Annotated in this window: 23 protein-coding genes; 17 read left to right on the top strand and 6 right to left on the bottom strand. The window is 62.8% G+C overall.

The window, feature by feature from the left end; translation table 11 throughout:
* Window positions 1-40 precede the first annotated feature (40 nt).
* The 7 genes from PQQ53_RS33605 to PQQ53_RS33575 all read left to right on the top strand — a co-directional run bounded on the left by PQQ53_RS33605 (window position 41) and on the right by PQQ53_RS33575 (window position 4,503).
* Entirely contained in the window at window positions 41-553 is a 513-nt protein-coding gene (locus PQQ53_RS33605) for a VOC family protein (protein WP_408143647.1), read from the top strand.
* Window positions 554-635: 82 nt separating this feature from the next.
* Window positions 636-1,676, top strand: coding sequence for a zinc-binding dehydrogenase (locus PQQ53_RS33600; RefSeq protein WP_408328900.1), 1,041 nt, complete (start codon window positions 636-638; stop codon window positions 1,674-1,676).
* 88 nt (window positions 1,677-1,764) lie between these two features.
* Complete coding sequence (locus tag PQQ53_RS33595; RefSeq protein ID WP_408328899.1) at window positions 1,765-3,063, top strand: MFS transporter; 1,299 nt, start codon at window positions 1,765-1,767, stop codon at window positions 3,061-3,063.
* The gene (locus PQQ53_RS33590) at window positions 3,053-3,499 is read left to right on the top strand and encodes a MaoC family dehydratase (RefSeq protein WP_408143644.1); all 447 of its coding nucleotides are present in this window, start codon (window positions 3,053-3,055) and stop codon (window positions 3,497-3,499) included. The genes PQQ53_RS33595 and PQQ53_RS33590 overlap by 11 nt, the downstream gene beginning before the upstream one ends.
* Before the next feature lie 66 nt (window positions 3,500-3,565).
* The gene (locus PQQ53_RS33585; RefSeq protein WP_408143643.1) at window positions 3,566-4,081 is read left to right on the top strand and encodes a heme-degrading domain-containing protein; all 516 of its coding nucleotides are present in this window, start codon (window positions 3,566-3,568) and stop codon (window positions 4,079-4,081) included.
* A gap of 51 nt (window positions 4,082-4,132) precedes the next feature.
* Window positions 4,133-4,291, top strand: coding sequence for an enoyl-CoA hydratase/isomerase family protein (locus PQQ53_RS33580; RefSeq protein ID WP_408143641.1), 159 nt, complete (start codon window positions 4,133-4,135; stop codon window positions 4,289-4,291).
* Window positions 4,285-4,503 (top strand): enoyl-CoA hydratase/isomerase family protein, encoded by a 219-nt coding sequence (locus tag PQQ53_RS33575; protein WP_408143639.1) that lies wholly within the window; start codon window positions 4,285-4,287, stop codon window positions 4,501-4,503. The genes PQQ53_RS33580 and PQQ53_RS33575 overlap by 7 nt, the downstream gene beginning before the upstream one ends.
* A 453-nt stretch (window positions 4,504-4,956) precedes the next feature.
* Here the strand turns inward: PQQ53_RS33575 and PQQ53_RS33570 are convergent, their stop codons facing one another.
* Together PQQ53_RS33570 and PQQ53_RS33565 are read right to left on the bottom strand one after the other, a co-directional pair.
* On the bottom strand, window positions 4,957-6,204 hold the full coding sequence (locus tag PQQ53_RS33570) for an ABC transporter substrate-binding protein (protein WP_408328896.1): 1,248 nt from the start codon (window positions 6,202-6,204) through the stop codon (window positions 4,957-4,959).
* A gap of 72 nt (window positions 6,205-6,276) precedes the next feature.
* The gene (locus PQQ53_RS33565) at window positions 6,277-7,521 is read right to left on the bottom strand and encodes a DUF1479 domain-containing protein (protein ID WP_408157872.1); all 1,245 of its coding nucleotides are present in this window, start codon (window positions 7,519-7,521) and stop codon (window positions 6,277-6,279) included.
* 95 nt (window positions 7,522-7,616) lie between these two features.
* Here PQQ53_RS33565 and PQQ53_RS33560 point away from each other — a divergent pair, with 95 nt between their 5' ends.
* Window positions 7,617-8,573 (top strand): helix-turn-helix domain-containing protein, encoded by a 957-nt coding sequence (locus tag PQQ53_RS33560; protein ID WP_408157870.1) that lies wholly within the window; start codon window positions 7,617-7,619, stop codon window positions 8,571-8,573.
* Between the two features lie 460 nt (window positions 8,574-9,033).
* Here PQQ53_RS33560 and PQQ53_RS33555 read toward each other — a convergent pair whose 3' ends face one another.
* A complete protein-coding gene (locus PQQ53_RS33555) occupies window positions 9,034-10,698 on the bottom strand; it encodes an ABC-F family ATP-binding cassette domain-containing protein (protein WP_408157868.1) in 1,665 nt (554 codons plus the stop codon).
* A gap of 416 nt (window positions 10,699-11,114) precedes the next feature.
* Between PQQ53_RS33555 and PQQ53_RS33550 the strand changes: the two genes are divergently transcribed.
* A complete protein-coding gene (locus PQQ53_RS33550) occupies window positions 11,115-12,164 on the top strand; it encodes an NAD(P)/FAD-dependent oxidoreductase (RefSeq protein WP_408143630.1) in 1,050 nt (349 codons plus the stop codon).
* A gap of 129 nt (window positions 12,165-12,293) precedes the next feature.
* Here PQQ53_RS33550 and PQQ53_RS33545 read toward each other — a convergent pair whose 3' ends face one another.
* The gene (locus PQQ53_RS33545; protein WP_408143628.1) at window positions 12,294-12,530 is read right to left on the bottom strand and encodes a hypothetical protein; all 237 of its coding nucleotides are present in this window, start codon (window positions 12,528-12,530) and stop codon (window positions 12,294-12,296) included.
* Window positions 12,531-12,762: 232 nt separating this feature from the next.
* Here PQQ53_RS33545 and PQQ53_RS33540 point away from each other — a divergent pair, with 232 nt between their 5' ends.
* From PQQ53_RS33540 to PQQ53_RS33520, 5 genes are all read left to right on the top strand, one after another.
* On the top strand, window positions 12,763-14,721 hold the full coding sequence (locus PQQ53_RS33540) for a PAS domain-containing hybrid sensor histidine kinase/response regulator (protein WP_408328894.1): 1,959 nt from the start codon (window positions 12,763-12,765) through the stop codon (window positions 14,719-14,721).
* Between the two features lie 216 nt (window positions 14,722-14,937).
* Window positions 14,938-16,149, top strand: a complete 1,212-nt coding sequence (locus PQQ53_RS33535) for an acyl-CoA dehydrogenase family protein (RefSeq protein ID WP_408328891.1) — start codon at window positions 14,938-14,940, stop codon at window positions 16,147-16,149.
* Window positions 16,150-16,172: 23 nt separating this feature from the next.
* Window positions 16,173-16,778, top strand: a complete 606-nt coding sequence (locus tag PQQ53_RS33530; protein ID WP_408143622.1) for an SAM-dependent methyltransferase — start codon at window positions 16,173-16,175, stop codon at window positions 16,776-16,778.
* The gene (locus PQQ53_RS33525; RefSeq protein ID WP_408143620.1) at window positions 16,775-17,431 is read left to right on the top strand and encodes a glycosyltransferase family 2 protein; all 657 of its coding nucleotides are present in this window, start codon (window positions 16,775-16,777) and stop codon (window positions 17,429-17,431) included. The genes PQQ53_RS33530 and PQQ53_RS33525 overlap by 4 nt, the downstream gene beginning before the upstream one ends.
* An 84-nt stretch (window positions 17,432-17,515) precedes the next feature.
* The gene (locus PQQ53_RS33520; RefSeq protein ID WP_408328889.1) at window positions 17,516-18,022 is read left to right on the top strand and encodes a DUF421 domain-containing protein; all 507 of its coding nucleotides are present in this window, start codon (window positions 17,516-17,518) and stop codon (window positions 18,020-18,022) included.
* Between the two features lie 15 nt (window positions 18,023-18,037).
* On the opposite strand, the gene PQQ53_RS33515 is transcribed toward PQQ53_RS33520, so the two are convergent.
* Window positions 18,038-19,435 (bottom strand): MFS transporter, encoded by a 1,398-nt coding sequence (locus tag PQQ53_RS33515; protein ID WP_408328886.1) that lies wholly within the window; start codon window positions 19,433-19,435, stop codon window positions 18,038-18,040.
* Window positions 19,436-19,664: 229 nt separating this feature from the next.
* Here PQQ53_RS33515 and PQQ53_RS33510 point away from each other — a divergent pair, with 229 nt between their 5' ends.
* Entirely contained in the window at window positions 19,665-19,811 is a 147-nt protein-coding gene (locus tag PQQ53_RS33510; protein WP_175165537.1) for a hypothetical protein, read from the top strand.
* Window positions 19,812-20,082: 271 nt separating this feature from the next.
* On the opposite strand, the gene PQQ53_RS33505 is transcribed toward PQQ53_RS33510, so the two are convergent.
* A complete protein-coding gene (locus PQQ53_RS33505; protein WP_408328883.1) occupies window positions 20,083-20,229 on the bottom strand; it encodes a hypothetical protein in 147 nt (48 codons plus the stop codon).
* A gap of 450 nt (window positions 20,230-20,679) precedes the next feature.
* Between PQQ53_RS33505 and mprF the strand changes: the two genes are divergently transcribed.
* Together mprF and PQQ53_RS33495 are read left to right on the top strand one after the other, a co-directional pair.
* Window positions 20,680-23,232: a bifunctional lysylphosphatidylglycerol flippase/synthetase MprF gene (mprF, locus tag PQQ53_RS33500; protein WP_408328881.1), complete on the top strand. Its 2,553-nt coding sequence runs from the start codon at window positions 20,680-20,682 to the stop codon at window positions 23,230-23,232.
* Window positions 23,229-24,494 carry a virulence factor family protein gene (locus tag PQQ53_RS33495; protein WP_408328879.1) on the top strand — a complete coding sequence of 422 codons (1,266 nt, stop codon included), beginning with the start codon at window positions 23,229-23,231 and terminating at the stop codon, window positions 24,492-24,494. The genes mprF and PQQ53_RS33495 overlap by 4 nt, the downstream gene beginning before the upstream one ends.
* Window positions 24,495-25,069 lie beyond the last annotated feature (575 nt).

Raw genomic sequence — 25,069 nt, 5'->3', positions numbered from 1 at the left:
TCTCTCATTCCGATACGAACTATCTGGCGGAAAACAGACGATGAAATTTCTCGGCATGGAACACGTTGGCTTCACGGTTCCCAATCTCGACGAAGCCGTGCAATTTTTCGAAAAGGCCTTTGGGGCGGTCACGGTGTTGGAAACGGGACCGGTCGTTGCGGACAACGCGTATATGGTGCGGCGTCTCGGCGTGCCCGAACATTGCCGCATCGAGAACATCAAGGTGCTGCGCTGCGGCAGCGGCGCGAATCTCGAGCTATTCGAATACTCGGGAGAACCTGCGCAATCGGCTCTCAAACGCAACAGCGAGGCGGGTGGCTTCCACATGGCCTTTCAGGTCGAAGATGCTACTGCCGCGGCCGCTCACCTGCGAGAGATCGGCGTGGACGTGCTGGATGGGCCGACCTATGTCGACTCCGGTCCGATGAAGGGACTAACGTGGGTTTATTTGCGCACGCCGTGGGGGCAATTCCTGGAAGTGGTGAGCAGAAGCGGTCCGCTCGGATATGAAGAGGCAGGCGGCCCGACTCTTTGGGCGCCGCAATCCGCATAAGACAGGCGAGGGTAGGCAGCGGTGTTCAGCTCGATAGGTGTCGGCTGTCGTCTTCGAAATTCAGTGTCACGCCGGTACGGCGGTGCTGTCGTCCGCTGGGAGACATCAAATGCAAGAGATGGAAATCTGCTTCCCCGCGAAGGAGCAATTCGTTCTGCAACCCTGCGAACCGTCGGAGGCGTTACTCCCGAACGAGGTCCGTGGACGCACGGTTGCCACTCTCGTGAGTCCCGGGACGGAACTGGCGTGGGCGAGCGGAGAGGACTTTCCTGTCAAGCCGGGCTACTCGGCGGTGTTCGAAGTTCAGGAGCGTGGCGCAGAAGTAAATGGCGCGGCGGTGGGTGATCTGCTGTTCTGCATGGGCAGCCATCGCACCTACCAGCAGGTCGACGTAGCCCACACTGTTGCGATACCGTCCGGAATGAATGCTGAAACTGCGCTGCTGGCGCGCCTCGTCGGAGTATCGATGACAACGTTGATGACGACGAAAGCGCGGCCAGGCGACCCCGTTGTGATTTGCGGTGCGGGTCCGGTCGGCTATCTGGCCGCGCATATTTTCAGGATCAGCGGCTACGAAGTCACGGTCGTCGAACCGGATGCGAAGCGACGCGCGCAGGCAGAGCATTCGGGCTTGCGATCGGTGCTGCCGGCATTTCCTTTCGAGCGTGTCGACCTTGCAGGTCAGGTTGCCCTGGTGGTCGACTGCTCCGGCCACGAGCAGGCGGTGCTGGACGGTTGCCGGATGGTCCGTCAGAACGGCGAAGTGGTACTGGTCGGCGTGCCCTGGCGGCGTCAGACGGATCTGTCCGCTCACGAGTTGCTCAATGCGGTGTTCAACGGTTTCGTGGAGTTGCGCAGCGGCTGGGAGTGGGCGTTCCCGTTGGTCTCCCGCAGTTTCAAGTGGGAAGAACTGCTCGGGGGCTACAACAACAGTGCGCAGAGCATCATGGCGGGCTTTCGCAAAGCGATGAAATGGCTAATGGAGGATCGCATTCCCTTGGCAGGGATGGTGCGAGTCGAATCGCCCGAAGCACCGGAGAAAGTCTATCGCGAGCTACTGGCGCGAAGCATCGACGAGCCTTTCGTCGTGTTCGATTGGCGCAAGCTTCACATCGAGCATTGAGTTTCTTTCCTTACGCTAAGCGATTGCGGCAGATGGAATTGGTTTCGGGATACACGGGACCCTGGGGAGTTCATTTAAAGGAACAGCGGTGGGTAATTCCAGCTATAGATGGCGTATTTGCGCGCTGCTATTTTTCGCAACAACAATTAACTACCTGGATCGGCAGGTTCTCGGACTACTCAAGCCTGACCTTGCCGCCCGGTTTCATTGGACCGAAGCCGAATACGGCTACATGGTGGCGGTCTTTACGGCCTGCTATGCGTTCGGACTTATCCTGTCGGGCAAACTGATCGACCGATTTGGCGTCAAGGTCGGCTATGGAGTCTGTGTATTGGTCTGGAGTCTGGCTGCCTGCGGGCATGCTCTGGTGCGCAGCACGTTGGGGTTTGTGTTCGTGCGGTCGTTGTTGGGCCTGGCCGAGTCGGGAAATTTTCCGTCGGCAGTGAAGTCGGTCGCCGAGTGGTTCCCTCGAAAAGAGCAAGCGCTGGCAGTGGGAATTCTGACGTCCGGGACCAGCATCGGCGCCGTGGCCGCGCCTACCATCGTGCCGCGGCTTGCGGCTGCCTATGGCTGGCAGGCTGCCTTTCTTATAACGGGGCTTACGGGCTTCATCTGGCTGGGTCTCTGGTATGTCATGTATTACGCGCCGCAAAAACACCGCAGGGTTACGCCGTCGGAATTGAAGTACATCGAGGACGACCGTAGCGCGAACGAAGGTGCGGGCAAAGTCGTGGACTGGTTGTCTCTGCTGAGATCGCGAAAGACCTGGGCCTTCATTGTAGGGAAGGTGCTAACAGATCCCATCTGGTGGTTCATGTTGTTCTGGCTCCCGTCGTATTTTTCCACCCGCTATCACCTCGACTTGAAAAACCTCGGATTGCCGCTTGTCGTCGTCTACTTCTCGACCTCGATCGGAAGTATCTTTGGCGGCTGGCTTTCTTCGCAATTGATCACGCGGGCGTGGACGGTGCAGCGTGCGCGCCAGAGCGTCATGCTGGGCCTGGCATTTCTGGTCGTGCCGATCGCTTTCTCACCATGGATCGATAACATGTGGGCAATGGTTGGACTGCTCAGTCTTGCGGCCGCAGCACATCAGGGATGGTCAGCTAATCTCTTTACCACGGCATCCGACATGTTTCCTCGAGCGCTGGTTGGGTCGGTAGTTGGCATCGGCGGCATGGCCGGAGCGGTAGGAGGCACGGTGTTTCCATTGTTCGTCGGGGCACTCCTCGATCGTTTCGTCGCGCTTGGCCGAATCAACTCGGGATACAACATTCTCTTCATCGTATGCGGCTCGGCGTATCTCGTAGCCTGGGGCGCGATGTTTCTGATCCGATCGTCGAAGCGACAACTGGACGGTGCTTTGGGGCAATCGCTTGGACTCTGATTTCTATCTGAAAGTTGGTGACGAGGTCATTTTGACGAAAGCGGTGACGGCTCAAGTCATCGACGCTTTTGCACGAATAAGCGGCGACTTCTCACCGGCCCACATGAGCATGGAGATCATGTCGCGATCGCCGTACAAAACACGTATCGCTCACGGTGCACTGCTCGTTGCATGGATGTCGCACTGCTCGACCGAGGTCGTGGAGCGACTATCGGGGCTGCGAGATGCGGGTGAAACGCCCGTGTCGCTCGGGTATGACCGGGTCCGTTTTCTCAAGGCCGCCCTTATCGGGGACATTTTGACGTACACGTATCGCGTGCAGGCCGTCGATCTGAAGCGGCGGCGTTCGGTTTCGAAACTGGACGTGGTCAATCAAACGGGAGAACTCGTCTGCGTGGCCGAGCACATCCTGAAGTTCGTTCCGCTGGTTGGCTAAGCGATATCCGGCTGGTGCTTTTCCAATAACTTTACTGGATTGCGGACTCGCTCCGCTTATATCGTCATGACTATTGCCGAAGACCTTCAGTTGATTTCGCAGCAGGAAAAGCTGCTGGTAGCACCTCGTTTCGACGCCGATTTCGGCTGGCAGATTGGGGCGCATCTACATGAAATTGCCAGGTCACGGGGGCTACCGATTGCGATCGACGTGCGTACTTTCGGCCAGCCCATCTTCTACAGCGCCCTTGGCGGGACAACGCCTGATAACGGAGACTGGGTGCGGCGAAAAAGCAATACTGTCGCGCATTTCCGTTGCAGTTCATACGCGGTCGGCCTGCGACTGGCAGAATCCGGAGCAACGTTGAGCGACAAATTCGGTCTGTCGAACGCCGACTATGCGACGCATGGCGGTGGTTTTCCGCTGGCTGTTCAGGGTGCGGGCATCATCGGTTCGATTGCCGTGTCCGGGTTGTCACAGCGTGACGATCACGGTCTGATAGTCGAGGTATTGTGCATGCTACTCGATCACGATCCCACGACGTTGCGGCTCGCTCATCAGGAAGGTGAACAGGAATCGTAGATCCGGTGACGGACGCCGACCCCGACTCTCCGTAGAGGACTTCCCGTTCAAATGTCTGATTCCACGATTATCTTCGACATCGACGCTGGCATCGCAACGATTACACTCAACCGCCCCACGCGGCACAATGCGCTGACGTTGGAGATGCTGGCGAGAATCGATCGTGCCGTCGCGCAAATTGAAGAAGCTAAGACGTTAGCGTCGTGCTGATCCGCTCGGCAAGTACACGTTATTTTTGTAGTGGTGCGGATATCGGGGAGTGGGGCGATATCGACGCTGAAGCGATGGGAAGCCGGTTCATTCGGGCCGGAAATCGCGTGTTCCGGCGTATTGCGGAACTTGATGTCCCGACGATCTCGGTGCTTTCAGGAAATGCGCTCGGCGGTGGTCTGGAACTGGCGCTGTCGTGCGACTTCAGATAGCCGTGGTTCCAGTCGTCGGAGGACGCTATTAGCTTGAAATCTTGCGGCAGACCACTGGGAGTATGGGCGGTACCGAACGGAAGACATGGCCACTCACCGCGCAACGCTCGCATCAGTCCAGGCCATCGCGCATCGTCGCCCCATGGCGCAATATGTAGCGGCGATATGCTTCGACTCCCGCCGAGTTCGAATCGGACGGGCCCGAGCATCGGATCAGACCGGCCTCCAGATTGTCGATGCCAGCCGTTGTCAGCCGCCGTTGCGTCGCATCGTACCGACAACGGCTCGGTAGCGGCACCATTGAAAGCGAGACTTCTACGAAAAAAAAGCCCGCACGAATGGCGGGCTAAATCCATATCCACAGAGACATGGAGGAGACTTCTTTAAAGTCTATCGAGGTCCCACAGAAGACCTTGCATAGATTCGATTCTCGTCAGGTCGAGAGGCTCACACCTATTTAACTTTTGCTGCCGCGGCTAACTTACGCACTCCCTCTTGCGGGTCTTCATTCGAGTTCATGAATTCAGTCACGACATCGGTAATTGCGCCTTCGGTGGCCGACGACTGAACATCGCCAAACGCCAACGACGGAAAGAACGAGTTGGACTTGATTGTGGCCTGTTCATCCGCGCGTGATTTCCTGGCGCAGGCGTCGAACTTATCCATGGGAACATCCTGCCGGACAGGGATTGAACCCTTGTAGAGGCTGAACTGTTCCTGGAAATCGACTGACATGATCGTCCTGGCAAGTGCAAGCTGTCCGGCGCTCGCGTCTTTTTTACCATTCTGCTGGAAGAACACGAACGAGTCTACGGTGTAGGTGAAGGCGTTCGACGTACCCGGTGCGGCCGCGCAGATATAGTCAACGTCGGCCTTTTTGTTCGCATTCGAGAACTCGCCTTTCGCCCAGTCACCCATGAACTGCATCCCGCCAGATCCGTTGATGACCATCGCGGTGGCGAGATTCCAGTCGCGCCCGGTAGAGCCTTTGTCGAAGTAACCCTGAATCTTTCGGACAGTCTGGAACACCTGCAACATCTGCGGCGAAGTGAGTGCTTTCTGGTCGAGATCAATCATGGCCTTGCGATAAAAATCCGCGCCCTGAGACAGCACCACCGTTTCCCAGATGGTCATGTCCTGCCATGGTTGACCGCCGCGTGCGACGGCCGTAATGCCCGCAGCACGGAACTTGTCGGCGAGGGCGAAGAACTCCGGCCACGTCGTGGGTGCTTTGCCGCCGACCTTGTCGAGGGCTGCCTTGTTGATCCACAGCCAGTTGATCCGGTGTATCGAGAATGGCGCGGCCACATAGTGACCCTTCGACATCATGGTCTTGTTAATCTGCGCCGGCAGTTGAGCTTTCCAGTCGGTAGCCGATTTGTCTATATCGACCAGTACACCTTGATCGGCCCAGTCCTGTATCAACGGTCCCTTGATCTGTGCAGCCGAGGGTGCATTGCCTGACATGACCTGTGTCTTTAACGCGGTCATCGCAGCCGCACCCGCTCCTCCAGCTACGGCGAAGTCTTTCCACTCGTAGCCCTGTTTATTCATGTCGTCTTTAAGTACCCTGATTGCCTTCGATTCGCCACCTGAGGTCCACCAGTGCAACACGGAAAGTGATTCGGCAGCACTGGCGAGCGGTGCACCTATGGCGAGCGCCGCCGCGACAATTGCGGCTGACATGAGCGTCCTTTGCATTGCTGTCTCCGTTAGTTTTGCTTATGAATCACCAGGCAGGCGCTCGCCACAACGGCGTGCGCCTGTTACCGCTTAGAGATCGAAACCGAGTTGGGATTTACCGAGGGGCGTCAGATCGTCGGCGGTGGCCCGTCCGACAAAATCGACTTCGAAATGGTCGGTCGGGAAGTCCGGCGGGCTCTTGCCTTCCAGGAAGCTCGGCAGCTGGCGTTTAAGGTATTCATCGTTTTTGGCACACGCCGGCGCCGACGGGATATACATCACGTTGCTGTATCCTGCTCCGCGGTGCGCGTCTTCCACTGCGTGGATCACGTCGCTGTGCCAGAACACCGTGTCGCCCGCCTGCATGTGGGGAATCGATGACAGCGCTTCGAACAGAGGCGCGTGGAACTCCTGCTTGATCGAAAGCGCGCGGCCAGGCATCGCACCGCACAGGTCGTCGTCGGCAACATCGTCCTGAAGGGCGCGCAACAGGATATAAGCCATCGAATTCGCAATCGGCACGAGTTGCAGCGTGCCGTCGCCGGGGCCTTGCGGCGTCAACGCGGTCCACCCCTGGAACGTGCGGAACATCGAACATACTGCGGGCGACGCGATCTCTTCGACGTCCGGTCGGAACGCGGCATCGAACGGATCGTATTGACGCCAGTTGCCATCGAACACATGCCGGTACACCTTGCGGAAGTTGCCTTCGATCCACCGCTCGACCGAGCCGCCGTCGCAATGCGCGGACAGGCCCAATGACTCGGAGCCGGGTGGCCGCCGACGCATCCGGTCCGCGTAAACCGGCACGCGCTCCGGATCGAAATGGATGCGGCCTTCACTCTCATTGCGCCACAGCCGGTTGAGAAAGACGCGCGCCGCAGTCAGCGAAGGCGCCTGACGTGCGAGCACCTGCGGCTTTGACCAGTACACGCCGTAAATCTGCGGCTTGCTCGATGCGAGCTGACCAAAGTATTTGTCTTCGGCGCGGGTTTTCAGGCGCGTATCCAGGTCGTTGCGCTCCACGTACTCCGCAATATCGCGGTCCCATCCTTCCACCAGCGAACGGTCGAACACGTTGCGGATCACGCACGCGCCGCGCGTTTTGACGAGCTCGATCTGCTCCGCGCTCACACGTTGTTCCGCGATGTCAGAGAACTGGATCTCGGGGATCACGTTTTCGCCGCGGCTGCGTTGCGCAGCAATTCTGCTGGCTTCGGCGCGGATCGCTTCATCCACTTCGGCGAAAACATCCCGGTAGTTCGGAAGGCGTTCGCGAAGCTCCTGCTTGGCCTGCCTGATGGCTGCCGGCAAATCGTCAATTTTGAGTGCCATGGTTGTCTCCTGATGGGTTCTGCCATGTCCGCAGCATAGGCTGACCACACCCATAAAAGTGATACTATTCAGTCAAGTTCTTTGCGATTTATGCCATGAAACCTGCATACGAACGCGTCGAATTCGGCGATGACTGCTCGGTCAGGGTTTACCACCGGCGTTTGCCGCGCATTCCGTTTGAATGGCACCACCATCCGGAATACGAACTGACCCTGACGCTGAATAGTCACGGCAAGCGCTATATCGGGGATTCGATTACGGACTATGTAGACGAAGATCTGGTTCTTGTGCCGCCCAATCTTCCTCACACGTGGGCGTCGAACCGCTCGATCGACTCAGCGTCTGCTCAGGTTGCAATCGTGATCTGGTTCGGTGGCGAATGGGCGCGAAGGTTATCGGATGTGTGCCCGGAATACGCGCCTTTGCGTGACCTGTTGCGTCGGGCAGCGTGCGGATTGGCCTTCGGCCGGGAGGTGGGCGCCGCAATGCACGAGCAGGTCGACAATCTGCTCTCCAGCGCCCCGCGAGAACGCCTTGCCGCTGCACTGAATGTCCTGTGCATGCTCGCTGATGCGCCCGGCGTTCCGCTTGCTTCGCCGACCGCGTTTAGCGACCGGACAGAAGGTCCTTCAGGCCACGAACCGGAACGCATCAATCGTGTGTTGTCGATGATCGACTTACGTTTCGCGGAACCGCTGCGTCTATCCGAACTGTGCGAGGCTGCCAATCTGTCGGAGCGTTCTCTGGCCCGCTACTTCGAGCAGCACATTGGAGAGAGCGTGGGGCGGTATATCACTCGGGTCAGGATTGGACATGCATGCCGGATGCTCGCGCATACCTCGACGCCCGTTTCGGTCGTTGCAACGCGCTCCGGATTTCCGAACGTTGCCAACTTCAACCGGCAGTTCAGGGCATTGAAGGAACTGACGCCCGTCGCTTATCGCAAGCAGTTTGCGGCCGGTGATATTGCGGAAACAAACATCAGTCCGCAGCTCACTGAGCGCTCACCTTCGTTGCAACGAAACCCGCGACTACCGAAATCGATTGCGTGATGAAGACACTGGCCCAACGCAAAGTTTGGATAATGATTATCAGCGATTTTTTAAAGTGTCTGGCCAGATACAGATCTCCGGCACCGCCGCCCGCCGCGGAACACGCACGGCGCGATAACACCCGTTATCGCGGCAATCGTCGCGCGGCAATGAAACGGGCGCAGGCGAGGTTGGTTGAATAGACTTTCTCGATTCGAATGCATGCGGCTTCAACGGTCTAAAGCGAGGTCGAGGCGCCGCGGGAGGACCGTAGTTCGGCCTAAGCCGTCATCGGGATGGGCTGGGTTCTACGTCAGCAATGTGGCTGATTGCCGACGATGGCGGCATCGAGCAACCCGGTGACAGCATCCTGCATCAGTGCGCTCACGCTCCCGACCTTAAGCGGCCCTTCGACCCGATGCGAGGGCTGTGGCAGCTTCCAAACGGGAATTGCCGGATGGTTAGCTCAGGCGATGACCTTCTACTCCCCGGCAGCCTGCTCGCGCATGCGACGGGCTTCGTCGCGCAGGAACTGCTGGTAATCGTCCAGATCGCCGTCGAAGGGCTCGACGCCACCCTTGGTCACGAGCCAGAACTCGTCGCATACCGCGCGCAGCAGGGACCGGTCGTGACTGACCAGCATCACTGTGCCTTCGAATTCGTTGAGTGCCATGCCTAGCGCTTCGCGTGTGGCCAGGTCGAGGTGGTTGGTAGGCTCGTCGAGCAGCAGCAGGTTGGGGCGCTGCCACACGATCATGCACAACACGAGCCGCGCCTTTTCGCCGCCGCTCATCGTGCTGACCGCCTGATGGACCATGTCCCCGCTGAAGTTGAAGGTGCCGAGGAAAGTGCGAAGCGATTGTTCGGTGCCGCTCTGGCCGGGGGCACGCATGTGCGCCGGCGTGTCCCTGGCAAGGCGGATCATGTGTTCCATCGGCGTGTCGAGAGGACGCAGCACGTCGAGCTCCTGCTGTGCGAAGTAGCCGATGTTCAGGCCTTTGCCCTCGCTGATTTCGCCGGCAATCGGCGCCAGTTCGTGCGCCACCGTCTTCACCAGCGTGGACTTGCCTTGGCCGTTCGCACCGAGAATGCCGATGCGCTGCCCGGCCAGCACGGATCGGTTGATGCCCCGCACGATGACGGTCGGGGGCGTGCCGGGCGCTGCGCCGGTCGGCGCGGGGTAGCCGAAGCTCGTGTCCAGCATCGACAATAGCGGGTTCGGGACGTTGAGCGGCTCCTTGAACTCGAAGTTGAACTCCGCGTCGGCAAGCACGGGTGCGATCTTCTCCATGCGTTCGAGCGCCTTGACCCGGCTCTGCGCCTGCTTCGCCTTCGAGGCCTTGGCCTTGAAACGGTCGATGAATTTCTGCAGGTGGGCGATCTTGTCCGCCTGCCTGGCCATCGCGGCCTGCTGCAACAGCAGTTGCTCAGCGCGCATCTCTTCGAACTTGCTGTAGTTGCCGCCGTAACGCACGAGCTTGGCGTTGTCGACGTGCACCGTCACCTGCGTCACCGCGTCGAGGAATTCGCGATCGTGGCTGATCACGACCAAGGTTCCTTGATAGCGCTTGAGCCACGCTTCCAGCCAGACCAGCGCGTCGAGGTCGAGGTGATTGGTCGGCTCGTCGAGCAACAGCAGGTCGGACGGGCACATGAGCGCGCGCGCCAGCTGCAGTCGCATGCGCCAGCCGCCGGAGAAACTGTTGACCGGCTGGCTAAGCTGCGCAGCACTGAAGCCAAGGCCCAGGATCAGCGCTTGGGCACGTGCGGGGGCATCATGCGCCCCGGCGTCGTGCAAGGCCATGTAGGCATGCGCCATGCGCATGCCATCGTCGTTGGCCTCAGCGGCGGTTACTTCGGCCTGCGCGGCCAGCAGTAAGGTGTCACCCTCGATGACGAAGTCGGTCGCGCTCTGCTCGGTCTCCGGCATCTCCTGCGCGACCTGGCCCATCTTCCATGCAGCGGGAATCGAGAACTCGCCGCCGTCTTCGTGCAGCGTGCCGTTGAGAAGGCCGAAGAAGGATGACTTGCCGGCGCCATTGCGGCCGACAAGGCCAATCTTTTCGCCGGGGGTGAAGGTGACGGACGCGTGGTCGAGTACGACATTGACGCCGCGGCGCAGCGTGACATTACGGACGGAAATCATAAGGGGCTACTTCGGAGAGGACAGGCATCATAGCCGACCGGACGTACAGGGCTGTCTCTTTTCTGGCCGCACGAGTGAAGAGCCGCTTGCGCTTTGTGGCGCCCAGCGCCCGCAAAGCGAGGCGGGCACTGGCGCACCGGGCGTTCCGGCTACGGGGCCAGCGAACAGACGGTGAGTGACGGCTCCTGGCCGCGTGTTGACGAACGCCTCCCGGCTGTTGCACGTCACCGCGAGCGCACTGAGGCAAAATAACTGCATACTCGCTGTGTGTATTGCCGAGCCTGGAATCATTGATTAGCGGGGCCCAAACCTGTCGCTTTTCGTCGGGGCGGGTACCTTACCAGCAGTAATGACATCGTTGCCGCGCCGCGCTCGATTCGGTATCGTGGGTCATCGACTATCCGGAGAGACCACTCATGACGCCCGCCGCAGAACCCCTTCCGGCACCCTTGCGCACCGACGTCCTGATTGTCGGCGCCGGACCCGTCGGCCTGTTTGCGGCGTTCGAGGCGGGCGTGATCGGCCTGTCCTGCCAGATCGTCGATGCGCTCGACAAGATCGGCGGCCAGTGCACCGAACTCTATCCCGACAAGCCCATCTACGATATCCCGGCGATTCCGTCCTGCACCGCGCGCGAACTGGTCGAGCGTCTGATGGCGCAATGCAAGCCGTTCGACGCGCCGATCCATCTCGAGCAGACGGTCGAGTCCGTCGAGCAGCGCGACGACGGCCGCTGGACCGTGCGCACCAATCGCGGTCTCGTGTTCGACGCTGCGGCGATTCTGCTCGCGGCGGGCAACGGCGCGTTCGTGCCGCAAAAGCTCGCGCTGCCCGAGGCGGTGCCGCTGGAGTCGCGTCACGTGCATTACAGCGTGCCGCGCCTTGCCGATTTCGCCAACAAGAACGTGGTGGTGGCCGGCGGCGGCGACTCAGCGCTCGACTGGGCGCTCGCCCTGCGCAAGGTCGCGCGGCGCGTGACGCTGGTGCACCGGCGCAGCGGTTTCAGCGCGGCCGATTCGAGCGTCGCGACGATGCGGCGCGCGGTGGAGGCGGGCGAGATGGACTTCATCGTCGGCGCGATCGCGGGGCTCACCGTCGAAGGCGATGCGCTGAAGTCGTTGACGTTGCGGCATATCGAGGGCGAGACGCGACTCGAGGCCGAACACCTCGTCGCGCTGTACGGTCTGGTTGCCGATCTCGGCCCAATCGCGCAATGGGGACTGTCGATTCACGGCGGGCGCATCGACGTCGATACGTCCAACTACGAAAGCTCCCGGCCGGGCATCTTCGCGGCCGGCGACCTCGCCAACTACCCGAATAAGCAGAAGCTGATTCTGTCTGGCTTTCACGAGGCGTCGCTGGCGCTGCGCAAGGCGTATGCGTACGCGTATCCCGAGAAGAAGCGCGTGCACGTGCATTCCAGTTACGACGCGAAGCTGGCGGAAAAGCTCGGCGCGGCTAGCTGAGCGGGCGGGCGTCGGACTGGCGGCGCGGGTGCTTTCGCGCAGTGAGCGCGAGCAAAGAGAGCCCGTCTCGATGAACGCGCCACGACAGGCTCTTTCTTACCCGCCGACCAGGCTTGCCGTGATGCAGCCTTATTTTCCCTCGGGCTGACTGGCGGCAGCCGCCGCGCTCGCGGCCTTGTCTTTTTTCTTCGCTTCGTGGTGGCCGATCGCGCAGCCGGCGGCCGCGCCTGCGACGCCATGATCTCCGGCCACGTGACCGGCAACGCCGCCCACGACCGCGCCTTTGGTGCAGCCTTCGGCGTGCGCGGGGGCATGGGTGAGCACGAGCGCCGTGGCGCAGGCGAGGGTGGTAAAGGCTTGTTTCATTGGGGCTCCTCCGTTGCGACGAGGCGATGCCGGGAGGCTGCCGATGCGGCAACCGGTCTGGTCATCGGCACGGTAGAGGTAGCAAGCGCGGGGCCCGGCAGCCGCGCGTCCCGCCGACGCCACGACGCGCACGCGCGTTGGCGGTGGATACGCTCATCAGGTGAAACCATGAGCCCGGCAGCGCGCCGTGCGCGGTGTATCCTTTGACCGGAATCCCCTATACTTGCGCGCCATGAATCCGCTTGATATGCGTTCCCCCCACGACACCGGCAAGCATGACCGGGACCCCGCCGCAACGGCCGTCGGCCTCGATTACTGGATGCTTGTGCAGGCAATCGAGGACTACGCGATCTTCCTGCTCGATGCGAGCGGGCACATCGTCAGCTGGAACGCCGGCGCGCAGAAGCTGAAGGGCTATGCGGCGCAGGAGATCATCGGCCAGCATTTCTCGCGTTTCTATACCGAGGAAGCCGTGGCGCGCGGCTGGCCGGCCTACGAGCTGCAACAGGCGTCGCTGACCGGCCGCTTCGAGGACGAAGGCTGGCGGGTGCGCAAGGACGGCACCACCTTCTGGTCGAACGTCGTGATCACGGCGATCCGCAACGAGGCGGGCATTCTCACCGGCTTCGCCAAGATCACGCGCGACCTGACCGCGCAACGCGAGTACATGGAAGCATTGCGGCAAAGCGAGGAGCGCTTCCGTCTGCTGGTCGACAACGTCAAGGACTACGCGATCTTCATGCTCGACCCGCAAGGCTATGTGGTGAGCTGGAATGCGGGCGCCGCGCGCATCAAGGGCTATAGGCGCGAGGAAATCATCGGCAGGCATTTTTCGCTGTTCTATTTGCCGGAGGATGCGGCGGCGGGCAAGCCCGCGCGCGAACTGGCCATCGCACGGCAGCTCGGCCGCGTCGAAGACGAGGGCTGGCGCGTGCGCAAGGACGGCACGACCTTCTGGGCCAACGTCAACATCACGGCGGTGCACGACGAATCGAACCGCTTGCGCGGTTTCGCCAAGGTCACGCGCGATCTGACCGAGCGGCGTCAGCGCGAAGAACTGGAGCGTTCGGGCGAGCGCATGCGCGAGTTTCTCGCGACCCTCGCGCACGAATTGCGCAATCCGCTTGCGCCGGTGCGCAACGCCGTCGGTGTGATGCAGCTCGAGACCGGGCTGAGTCCCACGCTGGCGCGCGCGCGCGATCTGATCGACCGTCAGGTGACGCACCTGACGCGGCTGGTGGACGATCTGCTCGATGTCGGCCGGATCATGTCGAACAAGGTCGAACTGCGCCTCGCGCGCGTCGATCTGGGCGAACTGGTGACGCGCGCGGTCGAAGCGGCGCGGCCATTCATCGATGCGCACGAGCAGCAGGTGGTATCGCATTTGCCGTACGAATCGGTGTCGCTGCGCGGCGACATGACGCGACTCGTGCAGGTGCTGCAAAACCTGCTGCACAACGCGTCGAAATTCTCGCCGCCCGGCAGCCGTATCGACATCGCGGGCCGCGTCGAGCAACGGATGGCGGTGCTCGAAGTGCGCGACTCGGGATGCGGCATTCCGTTGGGCTCGCTCGACAGGATCTTCGAACTGTTCGCGCAGGAAAAGGACTGCCAGAATTCGGGCGAAGGCGGGCTCGGCATCGGTCTCACGCTGTGCAAATCGCTCGTCGACATGCACGGCGGCAGCATTATCGCGACTAGCGACGGGCCGGGCTGCGGCAGCACGTTCACGCTGAGTTTGCCGCTCGCCGCCGCGCCGTCCGACGCCCCGGCCGACGAAGCGAACGCGGCCGCGTCCGAGGTGAAGCCGCTGCGGATCCTGCTGGTCGACGACAACCGCGACTCCGCCGACAGTCTCGCGATGCTGCTTGAACTCAAAGGCCATGAAGTGCGCATCGCGTACGAGGGCGAGCAGGCGCTGCAGATCGCGCCGCGTTTCGTGCCTCATCTTGCCGTGATCGACATCGCGATGCCGAAGATGGATGGGTATGCGACGCTCGCGGCCTTGCGTCAAATGCCCGAGCTTGCCGGGACGATGTACGCCGCGATGACCGGCTTCGGCCATGCAAGCGATCGCGACCGGACGCGCGAGGCCGGTTTTCACGCGCATCTGGTGAAGCCGGTGGAACTCGCGCTGTTCGATACGCTGCTCGCGCAGGTCGAAGCGCGGCGCGGCGGCGGTGCCGGCTGACGGTTGGGTCGTCGGCTGGGTTAGCTCGACTCAAGCTCCTGCCGTCACGGTGCGCGGAGTTGCGCAGCATCATCCTTCCTGTTTCCCGACTTTCCTGAAACACAGCTATGTGGCCGGGCGTTCGGCGCCTGAGGCACGTCACTTGCTGTAGGTCTGCATGGGCAGCGGCCGGCCAACGTCCGCGCTCAGCAGTTCCAACCGTTTCAGGGAGGCAGAATGCTCGATACGCGTGACCAGACGACCTGCGTGGCTGGCGTCAATGCGCGGCGCTCGCCGGGGCCGGGCGGCAGTGGCGGCCGCGAATCACATCCCGCCACGCCCCCGACACCACTGCCGCCGCGCCATCCGCCGAGCGAGGGGAAAACTGCCGAATCGCTTGAAGAATTTCTCCACGCCACGCGTTTCGATCCCGACGACCCCGCCGCGCTCGGGGACATGTTGCGCGCACTGGTCGAATGCGGCTACGACCGCGCGCCATTCCTGCCCTTGCCAGGGCACGGCCAGACATTGATCCGCTGGCGCGCGCTGGCGGCCGTGGCCGCGTGCGATCTCGGCCTCGTCAAACTGTTCGAAGGCCATACCGACGCGCTCGCGATCCTCGCCGAACTACATGGCCCCATGCCGCCAGCGGCGAGCCGCTGGGCTGTCTGGGCCGCCGAGCCGCCCGATGCACGGGTGCAGGTGCTGAATGTGGACAAAGTAGGAATCCGAAGCGAAGAAGGGCAGGTTCGATTGATGGGCACCAAGGCCTGGTGTTCGGGCGCGAGAAGCGTTAGCCATGCGCTCGTTACCGCATGGCTGCATGACGAGCCTGTGCTGGTCGCCGTCGCGATGGACCAGGCATCGATCGCGATCGATACCTCGAAGTGGCGAGCGGTCGGCATGCAGGCCACCGCGAGCGCCGACGTCAGCTTCGATGGCACGCCGGCCGCCCTGGTTGGCGGGCCGCATGCGTATGTGCGCCGTCCCGGCTTCTGGCACGGCGGCGCAGGCATTGCCGCGTGCTGGTACGGCGCGGCGGCGCAGATCGGCCGGACGTTGCGCGATGCGTGCGCGCAGCGCGCCGATCCGCATCGCCTCGCGCACCTCGGCGCGGTCGAGGTCGCATTGCAAGCGGCGGCCGCCGTATTGCGCGAGACCGCCGCCCATATCGATGCGAATCCCCTCGCGGATGCGCAACGTGAAGCGATGCGTGCCCGCCTCGTGGTCGAAGAAGCGGCAACGGCGGTGATGCATCACGCGACGCGTGCGCTCGGCGCGGGGCCGTTGTGCCGCGATGCGCGCTTCGCACGCGCGCTGGCGGATCTGCCCGTATTTCTGCGCCAAAGTCACGCGGAACGCGACCTCGCGGCACTCGGCGAATGGGTGGCCTCGGGCCACGGCGGCGATACGCCGATGTACGGTGGAGGTGCGCCGTGGACACTCTGATTCCATGCCCGAGGGTCGCTGAGATGAACTCGACGGTGCTGTACTTCGATCATCTCTACCAGCAGAGCGACGATCCGTGGAAGCTGCGCGAAGGCTGGTATGAACGCCGCAAGCGTTCGCTCACGCTCGCCTTGCTGCCGCGGCCACGCTATCGGAATGCGTTCGAACCCGGCTGCGCGAACGGCGAATTGACTGTCGAACTTGCGACGCGCTGCGACACGCTGCTCGCCGCCGATCTGCACGAGCGGGCCGTAGCGCTCGCGCGCGAGCGTGTGGCCGGTGCGCCGCAAGTCCGTGTCGAACAGCGCATGGTGCCGCGTGAATGGCCGACCGAAGCCGGACCCTTCGATCTGATCGTCATCAGCGAATTCGCGTATTACCTCGCTGCAGCCGAGCTGGAAACGCTGGCGGCGCGGATCGCCGCGTCGCTGACGACGGACGGCACGCTGCTCGCCTGTCACTGGCGCCGGCCCTTCGCCGAAGCGCTCGAATCCGCCGACGCCGCGCATGCGTTGTTCGATGCGCGCTGCGGCCTGTCGCGTCTCGCGCATCACGACGAAGCCGATCTGCTGATCGACGTCTGGTCGCGCGACGCACGTTCGGTAGCGCAACGCGAGGGGCTCCTATGATCGGCGTGATCGTTCCGGCACATAACGAAGAGGCGTTGCTGGCGCCTTGCCTCGCGGCGCTGATCGAAGCGTCGCGCCACGAAGACCTGGCGGGCGAGGCCGTGCGCATCGTGGTCGTGCTCGACGCGTGCAGCGATTTTTCCGGCGCGATCGCGCGGGCGTACGGCATCGAAACGCTGACGGTGAAGGCGCGCAACGTCGGCATCGCGCGTGCGAGCGGCGCCGATCTGCTGCTCGCGGACGGCGCCCGCTGGCTTGCGTTCACCGATGCCGACAGCCGCGTGTCGCCAGGCTGGCTCGTCGCGCAGCTCGCGCTCGACGCAGACGCGGTGTGCGGCTCGATTGCGGTCGACGACTGGAGCGCGCACCCGCACAGTGTGCGCGAATACTTTCGCAAGACGTACGTGGATGCCGACGGCCATCGGCACATTCACGGCGCGAACCTCGGCGTGTCGGCCGATGCTTACCGGCGTGCCGGCGGCTTTCCGCCATTGAGGTGCAGTGAAGACGTCGCGCTCGTCGACCGGCTGATTGCGATCGGCGCGCACATCGCCTGGAGCGCCGCACCGCGCGTGATCACGAGTGCGCGCGCAGCGGCACGTGCGCACGGCGGCTTCGGCGATACGCTGGTTGCGTGGGCCGCCGCCGGGTAGCGCGCACGACGCGTTCGTGCGGCGCGCCGGATTTGCTTCGGATACCAGAAGATCGGGACGGCGGCACGCCGCGAGGAGGGCGACATGATGGACGCAATCTTCATTCTGTTCGGCGAGGGCAGGAATCTCGACCCCTTGCAGATGGGCATGCGCTCGATCATCGTGTTCGTGATCGCGCTCGTGCTGATCAGGGTGTCGGGCCGACGCTCGTTCGGGCAACGCTCGCCGTTCGATTCGGTCGTGGTGATCCTGCTCGGCGCGACGCTGAGCCGGGCGATCGTCGGCGCGTCGCCGTTCGTCGCGACGGTGGTGGCGTCGTTCGTGATCGTCGCGAGCCATCGCGTGCTGGCGTGGGCCTGCATGCGCTCGCGCAGGGTCGAGCGGCTGGTGGGCGGCGTCGAACGCGAGGTGTTCAGCAACGGCCGGTTCAACGTGCGTGAGATGGACGCCGCGTTGATATCGACCACCGATGTCGAGGAAAGCGTGCGGCAGAAAACCGGCTCGCGCTCGATGGATGACGTGGCCGCGGCGATTCTCGAACGTAATGGCGAGGTGAGCGTGATCCGCAAGCGGGTGCGAAAAACCGCCTGAACAAAGGCGCGTCGTTCAGCCCCGGCCACCGCGCGCGATCTCTTCGCCAGCGCCGCGCGGCATGCGCAGCGTGACCGGAATCGATGCGAACGAGCACAGGCCGACCACGAGGAACGCGGGCCAGAAATCCGACCACATGATGCTCGGATGGCCATGCAGCATGCGTGACAACTGCAGCACGATACCGCCCACGGTGACGCCGAGGCCTAGCGACATCTGCTGCACGACGCTGCCGAGGCTCGTTGCGCGCCCCACGTCGCGGCTGGCGATCTCCGCATAGGTCAGCGAGTTCAGACTCGTGAACTGCAGCGCGGGGAAGAAGCCGCCGAGCAGCACGACGACCCAGATGATCCACGTCGGTGTGCTCGGGAAAAACAGCCCGCACGCCGCGATCGAGAGTCCCGACAGCGCGGCGTTGACCACCAGCACCGAACGGAAGCCGAAGCGGCGCAGCACGCTGGAGGCGACCGTGCGCATGAACATGCCGCCGAACGCGGACGCGCACGTGATCAGACCGGATTGGAACGCGCTCATGCCATGGCCTTCCTGCAGCATCAGCGGCAACAGAAACGGCAGGGCGCCCAGGCCGATGCGAAACAGCGAACCGCCGAGCACGCTGGCCTGGAACGTCGGCACCTTGAAAAAGCGCAGGTCCAGCAGCGGAAGTTTGACGCGCTGCGCGTAGGCGACATAAATCACGAGCAGCACGGCGCCGATTGCGCACATGCCGAACGCGTCGGCGTTGGGAACCATTTCGCCGCCCACCAGTGACAGACCGAGCAGAAGCAGCACCGCGCCCGCGGCGGACAACAGAAAGCCGATCCAGTCGAGTGGGCCCGGATGTGGCTCGCGCGTGTTGGCGATGTACTTGTTGGTCAGATAGATGCCGAGGATGCCGATCGGCACGTTGATGAAGAAGATCAGGCGCCAGTGCAGATAGGTCGTGATGAAGCCGCCGAGCAGCGGGCCGGCCGCCGGGCCGAGCATCGCGGGTACGCTCAGATAGTTCATCGCGCGGATGAAGTCGGCTTTATGGACCACGCGAAAGATGATGATCCGCCCGACCGGCACCATCATGGCGCCGCCGACGCCCTGCACGAAGCGTGCGAGCGTGAAGGTGGCGAGCGAGTTCGACGCGGCGCACAGTAGCGAGCCGGTCACGAAAATGCCGATCGCGGTACGGAAAATCGTGCGCGCGCCGAACCGGTCGGCCAGCCAGCCACACACGGGGATGAACACGCCGAGTCCGAGCACGTAGCTCGTCACGGCGATTTTCAGCGTGACCGGATCGCGCCCGAAGTCGCGCGCCATGGCCGGCAGCGCGGTGACGATCACGTTGGCATCGACGCTCTCCATGAACATCGCACACGCGACGATAAGGGGCGCAATCAGAGCTTTTTCGGCGACGGTCATGAAGACGGGCTGCGGCGGACGGTCGCAGGCAAAAGGGTCATTATTGCATCCGATTGGTGCGGATGGTTAATAGGCGGGCTAATGATGGTGCCCCTTTCACGTAATCGGCCTCAGCCGTTGTGACCGTGGCGCAACAGTGGCGTCACATTTTTTAAAGTTGTTGCAGTGCGGCAGGAGAAGGCTATAATCGGGTTGTTACCTAGGTATAAACCCTATACAGGAATCCGCCATGAACACCGCTTCCAACGCCGTCGCCCGTACTACTCCCGCTGCCACCACGCTGTTCGGCAAACTGCGCGCGCTGGCGCTGCATGCGCTGAACCTGCACCTGCAAAACTGCGCAGTCATGGCGGAAGCTTATCGCCGCCCGCTGTAAGAACGGCGTCGTGCGCCATCCTTGCCTGGAAGGCAGGGCAGGCGCGAGAAGGCACCGACCGGCGAATACGTGGAAATCGCGTTTTCAGGTCGTTCGAGGCGACGTTTAGCCGTCGCTCATCGCAGCCGCCCGCTTTTATAGCGGGCGTTGTGTTATCTGCGCCGGGATAATTGAGGGGTGGCCCAAAGCTTAAGGGCCAGATGCGCGTTCGTTCGGTCCGTGTGCCTCTATCAGCAGGGCTTGCGGCGCGCACCCGCTGTGCCTGTGCGTCTTATTCGTCGATGCCGCCGCTCGACGCTATCGACACTGCCGCCCGTTTCCTGGTCGCCCGCGTGGACAAGCCGCTCATCAGCAGCACCATGGACACCAGTCCGACCAGGTAAATCCCGGCCATCGCCCAATCCTGTTGCGCCATCATCGTTCTCCTTCAAATACAGGACTCGCACGGTCAATCTCCGGTATTTCACCGCGCCATTGCTTGCGATTACGGCACATGGATAGAAAAGCTTGATGCTGCAAACCGCCGTTTGAAAACCATTCTGGCAAAAATCGGCGGGAACGCGGCGCCGAATTGCCGGTAATAGGGCAGGGTTAACGTTTAAACCGCGCAACCCCTTGTGCGCACGGAGCCTCGCGGGTCATTCCGATCCGCCCGGAAAATATTCCCGCTTATTTCGTTCGATCGAATTAAATGCCGGCGATATAGCCCGCGCTGTCAACCTTTTGCATACTTTGCCGTTATCCCTTTGTAATCGCCAGATCCGGCGACGCAGCGATGGACGATCCGTCGTCGCGACAGCTCCACGCAAGGCCCCCCGCATTGACCATGTTCCATCGACATAACAATAGATTCGACCGGCCACGCGCAATGTTCGAACGTATCTCAAAGACGCTTGGCAACCGGGGAATGCTCTCGCCCGTACTCGCCCTCGTGATTTGCGGATTGCTGCTGGTGGTCTTGCAGCATCTGTCGCAAGCGGTCGACTATCGCTCGGTGATGCGTGAGTTGCGTGAACTCACGGCCGGCGAGTGGGCCGCCGCGCTCGGCGCCACCGCGCTCAGCTACGTGGCGCTGGTCGGGCGCGACGCCGTCGGCTTGCGCTATCTCGGCACGACGGTGCCGCGCGTGGCGTTGTGGATCGGCGCGACCGCGGGCTCGGCGCTCGGCAATGCGACCGGCTTCGGCGCGTTGACGGGCGGCGCCGTCCGTGCGCGCGTGTATGGCGTCGCGAACCTCACGCCCGTGCAGATCGGCCGTATGACGGTGTTCACGAGCGTGTCGCTGGCGCTTGCGCTGGTGCTGATGACGGCGCTCGGGATGGTCGGCATGGCCGGGCAGCTCGCACCGATGCTGCACCTCACGCCGCTCACGCTGCGCTGGATCGGCGTGGCGCTGCTGATCGCGCTTACGCTCGTGGCTGCCGCGTGCCGCCGCGACACCCGGCCGGTACGCACGCGCTGGCAGTGGCTCTCGTTCGATATTCCGGCGCGCCGCGATCTGCTCGCGCAGGTGGCCCTCGCGGTCCTCGACGTGGTGGCCGCGGGCCTTGCTTTGTGGGCGCTGCTGCCCCACGCGAACGTGAGCTTCGTCACTTTCATCACGGTCTATGCCGCTGCGATGCTGCTCGGCATGATCGGCCACACGCCCGGCGGCGTCGGCGTATTCGAAGCGGCCATGGTGTTCACGCTGAGCGGCAGCGTGCAAACGCACCAGATGGTGGCGGCGCTCCTCGCTTATCGCGCGATTTATTTCGGTGTCCCGTTGATCGTCTCGGCGGCATTGCTCGCGGGCTTCGAAGGCCGCGCCCTCAAAGGGCGCTTGCCGTTTCTCGACGCGGCGGGTGCATCGAAACTCGCGCCGCTGTTTCTGAGCCTCGTCACGTTCGTGGTCGGCGGGATGCTGGTGATTTCCAGCGCGACGCCCGCGTTCTGGCAGCGCATTCACATCCTGCGCGACATGGTGCCGTTGTGGGTCCTCGAAAGCTCGCAGATGCTGTGCAGCGTGCTGGGCGTGCTGCTGCTGTTCGTCGCGCGTGGTTTGCTGCGCCGTCTGGACGCCGCGTGGTGGATGACGCTGCTGCTCGCGGTGCTGAGCCTCGCGCTGTCGCTGACCAAGGGCCTCGCCTTCGTCGAGGCGAGCGTGCTCGGCATGCTGATCGTGCTGCTGCTGTCGACGCGCCGGCGTTTCAACCGTCATTCATCGCTGTTCGCCGAGCGCTTCACGGCGGGTTGGCTGGTGTCGGTTGCGATGGTGCTGATGCTCGCCACGTGGGTGATGCTGTTTGCCTTTCGCGACGTGCCGTACACGCGCGACCTGTGGTGGCAATTCGCCTTCGACGAACGCGCGCCGCGCGCGCTGCGCGCGACGCTGGCCGCGAGCCTGTTCGCCGCGACTTTTTCGTTCTGGCAATTGCTGCGTCCGGCGCCGGGCCGCTTCGTCAAACCGGCGCCGGAGGATCTGCATGACGCGGCGCGCATCGTGCGCGCGCAGGAGCGCAGCGACGCCGGTCTCGCGCTGATGGGCGACAAGAGCTTTCTTTTTTCGGAGTCGCGCCAGGCGTTTCTGATGTACGCGAAATATGGCCGCACGTGGGCCGCGCTGCATGATCCGGTGGGACCGCGCGAGGAATGGGCCGGCCTGATCAGCAAGTTCGTCGCGCTCGCGCACGCGCACGGCGGGCGCGCGGCGTTCTATCAGGTCCGCGCCAACGCGTTGCCGCTTTATCTCGACGCAGGCCTTACGCTGATGAAGCTCGGCGAGGAAGCGCACGTCGTGCTCGACGATTTCGATCTGAAGGGCTCGCATCGCGCGCATCTGCGCTATGCGCTCAAACGTGGCGAGCGCGACGGTTTCACCGTCGAAGTGATCGATCAGGCGAACGTGCCGGCGTCGCTCGAAACGCTGCGCGGGATTTCCGACGGCTGGCTCGGCAGCCGCGACGCGCGCGAGAAGAGCTTCTCGGTGGCCGCGTTCAACGACGAGTACCTGGCCGCGCAATCGGTGATGCTGGTGCGCCAGAACGGCGAGCCCGTCGCGTTCGTCACGTTCATGACCACCGATCTGAACACCGAAGCAACAGTCGGCGTGATGCGGCACGTGGAGAGCGCGTCGCCGTACGCGATGGAATACCTGTTCACGCAACTGGCGCTGCATCTGAAGCAGGCGGGTTTCCGCTCGCTCAGTCTCGGCATCGCGCCGCTTTCCGGCATGCAGCCGACGCCGCTCGCGTCGCGCTGGCATCGGCTGGCCGGCATCGTGTGGCGCTTCGGCGGCCGCTTCTATAACTTCCGCGGACTGCGTGCTTTCAAGAGCAAGTTCCAGCCGCATTGGGAGCCGCGCTATCTCGCGGCGTCGGGTTCGGTGGGCGTGTTCTTCACGCTCGCGGACCTGTCATTGCTGGCAGGAGGCCGGCGTTCATGACTTTGCATTCGATTTTCAAGCTCGCCGTCGCGGCGAGCCTCGTGACCTGCGGCGCGCTCGCGCAGGCAGCGACCACCACGGTGCCCGGCGGCCGTTATGGCGACGTCACCGTGACGCAGCCAGAGGGTCCGTTGCGCGGTTTCGTGGTGCTGTACTCGCAAGCCGGCGGCTGGAGCGCGGCGGACCAGCAAAGCGCCGATGCGCTCGCGAAAGCGGGGGCGTTGACCGTTGGCGTGGATACCGCGCGCTACGCGGCCAACCTGAAAGCGAAGCAGGAAACCTGCCATCAACTCGTGGGCGACGCCGAAGCGTTGAGCCACCAGCTCGAACGGCAATCGCAGTCGAGCCACTATTTCGCGCCGATCGTCGCGGGCACGGGCCAGGGCGCGACGCTCGCGATGCACGTGCTCGAACAGGCGCCGTCCAACACGATTGCCGGCGCGGTCTCGGTGGATGCCGAGCACACGCTCGACGTACGCTTCAACCCATGCCCGCCGGACCCGACGGTGATCCGCGACAAGGTGCCGGGCTTCGTCGAAAAGGCGAGCACGGGCAATGCCGATCGCGCGCGTCTCGTCGCGTTGCTCACGCCGCATCTGCAAGCGGTATCGACGAGCGACGACGACGTCTCCGATCTGCCGCTGATCGAGTTGCCGGCCGCGCATCCGAACGGTCTGATGGCGATCGTCATTTCCGGCGACGGCGGCTGGCGCGATCTCGACAAGACCATCGCGCAAGCGTTGCAGAAGGACGGTGTCTCGGTGATCGGTTGGGACAGCCTGCGCTATTTCTGGAGCGAGAAGCCGCCCGCGCAGACGAGCCGTGATCTCGCGCGCGTGATGCAGACCTACGGTGCGCGCTGGAACGCGCAGCACATCGCGCTGGTCGGCTATTCGTTCGGCGCGGACGTGATGCCGTTCGCGTACAACCGTTTGCCGCAAGCGCAGCGTGCGAAGGTGTCGTTGATCGCGTTGCTCGGCTTTGCGCCAGACGCCGATTTTCAGATCCGGGTGGGGGGGTGGCTCGGCATGCCCGCGAGCGACAAAGCTTTGAAGGTGCGGCCGGAATTGACGAAAGTGCCGCCTGCGATCGTCCAGTGCTTCTACGGTGCGGACGAGGAAGACACGTTGTGCCCGGCGCTCGACAAGACCGGCATCGAGGTGATTCGCACGTCGGGCGATCATCATTTCGGCGGCAACTATAACGCGTTGGAGAGACATATCCTCAGCGCCTTCAGGAAGCAGAGCGGTGTGGCTGATTGATTGCCGCATGACGTGATGTGGGCTCGCGGAGTGCGCGAGTCCGCGAGCGAGCCTCATCCGCGGTGCTGCACGTCGAAGCCCGCTCATCTCGCTTGACGCGGCAGCATCAATGAAGACTCATTCATGCTCATTTTGAGTGAGACGGCGAACGTCTTCCGGCGTCGCGTAGAGGGTAGTCCGCAACGCGCAGCATCCTGACCAGGTTGACAAAGCCCGCCAACTCAACGAAGATCGATCACATGAACTGCCTCGACATCCGTATTGCGCTGATTATTAGCATCATTCATCGAATGGTGGGTTAGCGCGCGTCCAGTAGCAGTGACACATTAACCCGCTCCAAGAGGCGGGTTTTTTTATGTCCGCTTGCTGCCGGCCTCCTGGTGAACGCCTTTGCTGATTCGTCTTTGCCTCACAGGAGCTTGCCTTGCCGTTACTCGAACTCGAACATGCGACCGAAACCGCCAGCAGCGCCGCGCTTCGCCATGACTACCTCAAGAAAACCCTGACCGCACGCGTCTACGACGTGGCCCGCGAAACCGAACTGGAACGCGCGCCGAATCTGTCGGCGCGGCTAT

Origin of the sequence: Paraburkholderia strydomiana (assembly GCF_046030495.1) — a bacterium.
Lineage (GTDB): Bacteria > Pseudomonadota > Gammaproteobacteria > Burkholderiales > Burkholderiaceae > Paraburkholderia > Paraburkholderia strydomiana_A.
The sequence above is the reverse complement of the archived record's forward strand: the minus strand, read 5'-3'. Positions and strand labels throughout refer to the sequence as shown.

Bases quoted from the DNA above. Each gene is read 5' to 3' on its own strand.
- PQQ53_RS33605 (WP_408143647.1), top strand. From the start codon at position 41: ATGAAATTTCTCGGCATGGAACACGTTGGCTTCACGGTTCCCAATCTC.
- PQQ53_RS33585 (WP_408143643.1), top strand. From the start codon at position 3,566: ATGACTATTGCCGAAGACCTTCAGTTGATTTCGCAGCAGGAAAAGCTG.
- PQQ53_RS33580 (WP_408143641.1), top strand. From the start codon at position 4,133: ATGTCTGATTCCACGATTATCTTCGACATCGACGCTGGCATCGCAACG.
- PQQ53_RS33570 (WP_408328896.1), bottom strand. From the start codon at position 6,204: ATGCAAAGGACGCTCATGTCAGCCGCAATTGTCGCGGCGGCGCTCGCC.
- PQQ53_RS33565 (WP_408157872.1), bottom strand. From the start codon at position 7,521: ATGGCACTCAAAATTGACGATTTGCCGGCAGCCATCAGGCAGGCCAAG.
- PQQ53_RS33560 (WP_408157870.1), top strand. From the start codon at position 7,617: ATGAAACCTGCATACGAACGCGTCGAATTCGGCGATGACTGCTCGGTC.
- PQQ53_RS33555 (WP_408157868.1), bottom strand. From the start codon at position 10,698: ATGATTTCCGTCCGTAATGTCACGCTGCGCCGCGGCGTCAATGTCGTA.
- PQQ53_RS33550 (WP_408143630.1), top strand. From the start codon at position 11,115: ATGACGCCCGCCGCAGAACCCCTTCCGGCACCCTTGCGCACCGACGTC.
- PQQ53_RS33545 (WP_408143628.1), bottom strand. From the start codon at position 12,530: ATGAAACAAGCCTTTACCACCCTCGCCTGCGCCACGGCGCTCGTGCTC.
- PQQ53_RS33540 (WP_408328894.1), top strand. From the start codon at position 12,763: ATGAATCCGCTTGATATGCGTTCCCCCCACGACACCGGCAAGCATGAC.
- PQQ53_RS33535 (WP_408328891.1), top strand. From the start codon at position 14,938: ATGCTCGATACGCGTGACCAGACGACCTGCGTGGCTGGCGTCAATGCG.
- PQQ53_RS33530 (WP_408143622.1), top strand. From the start codon at position 16,173: ATGAACTCGACGGTGCTGTACTTCGATCATCTCTACCAGCAGAGCGAC.
- PQQ53_RS33525 (WP_408143620.1), top strand. From the start codon at position 16,775: ATGATCGGCGTGATCGTTCCGGCACATAACGAAGAGGCGTTGCTGGCG.
- PQQ53_RS33520 (WP_408328889.1), top strand. From the start codon at position 17,516: ATGATGGACGCAATCTTCATTCTGTTCGGCGAGGGCAGGAATCTCGAC.
- PQQ53_RS33515 (WP_408328886.1), bottom strand. From the start codon at position 19,435: ATGACCGTCGCCGAAAAAGCTCTGATTGCGCCCCTTATCGTCGCGTGT.
- PQQ53_RS33510 (WP_175165537.1), top strand. From the start codon at position 19,665: ATGAACACCGCTTCCAACGCCGTCGCCCGTACTACTCCCGCTGCCACC.
- PQQ53_RS33505 (WP_408328883.1), bottom strand. From the start codon at position 20,229: ATGATGGCGCAACAGGATTGGGCGATGGCCGGGATTTACCTGGTCGGA.
- mprF (WP_408328881.1), top strand. From the start codon at position 20,680: ATGTTCGAACGTATCTCAAAGACGCTTGGCAACCGGGGAATGCTCTCG.
- PQQ53_RS33495 (WP_408328879.1), top strand. From the start codon at position 23,229: ATGACTTTGCATTCGATTTTCAAGCTCGCCGTCGCGGCGAGCCTCGTG.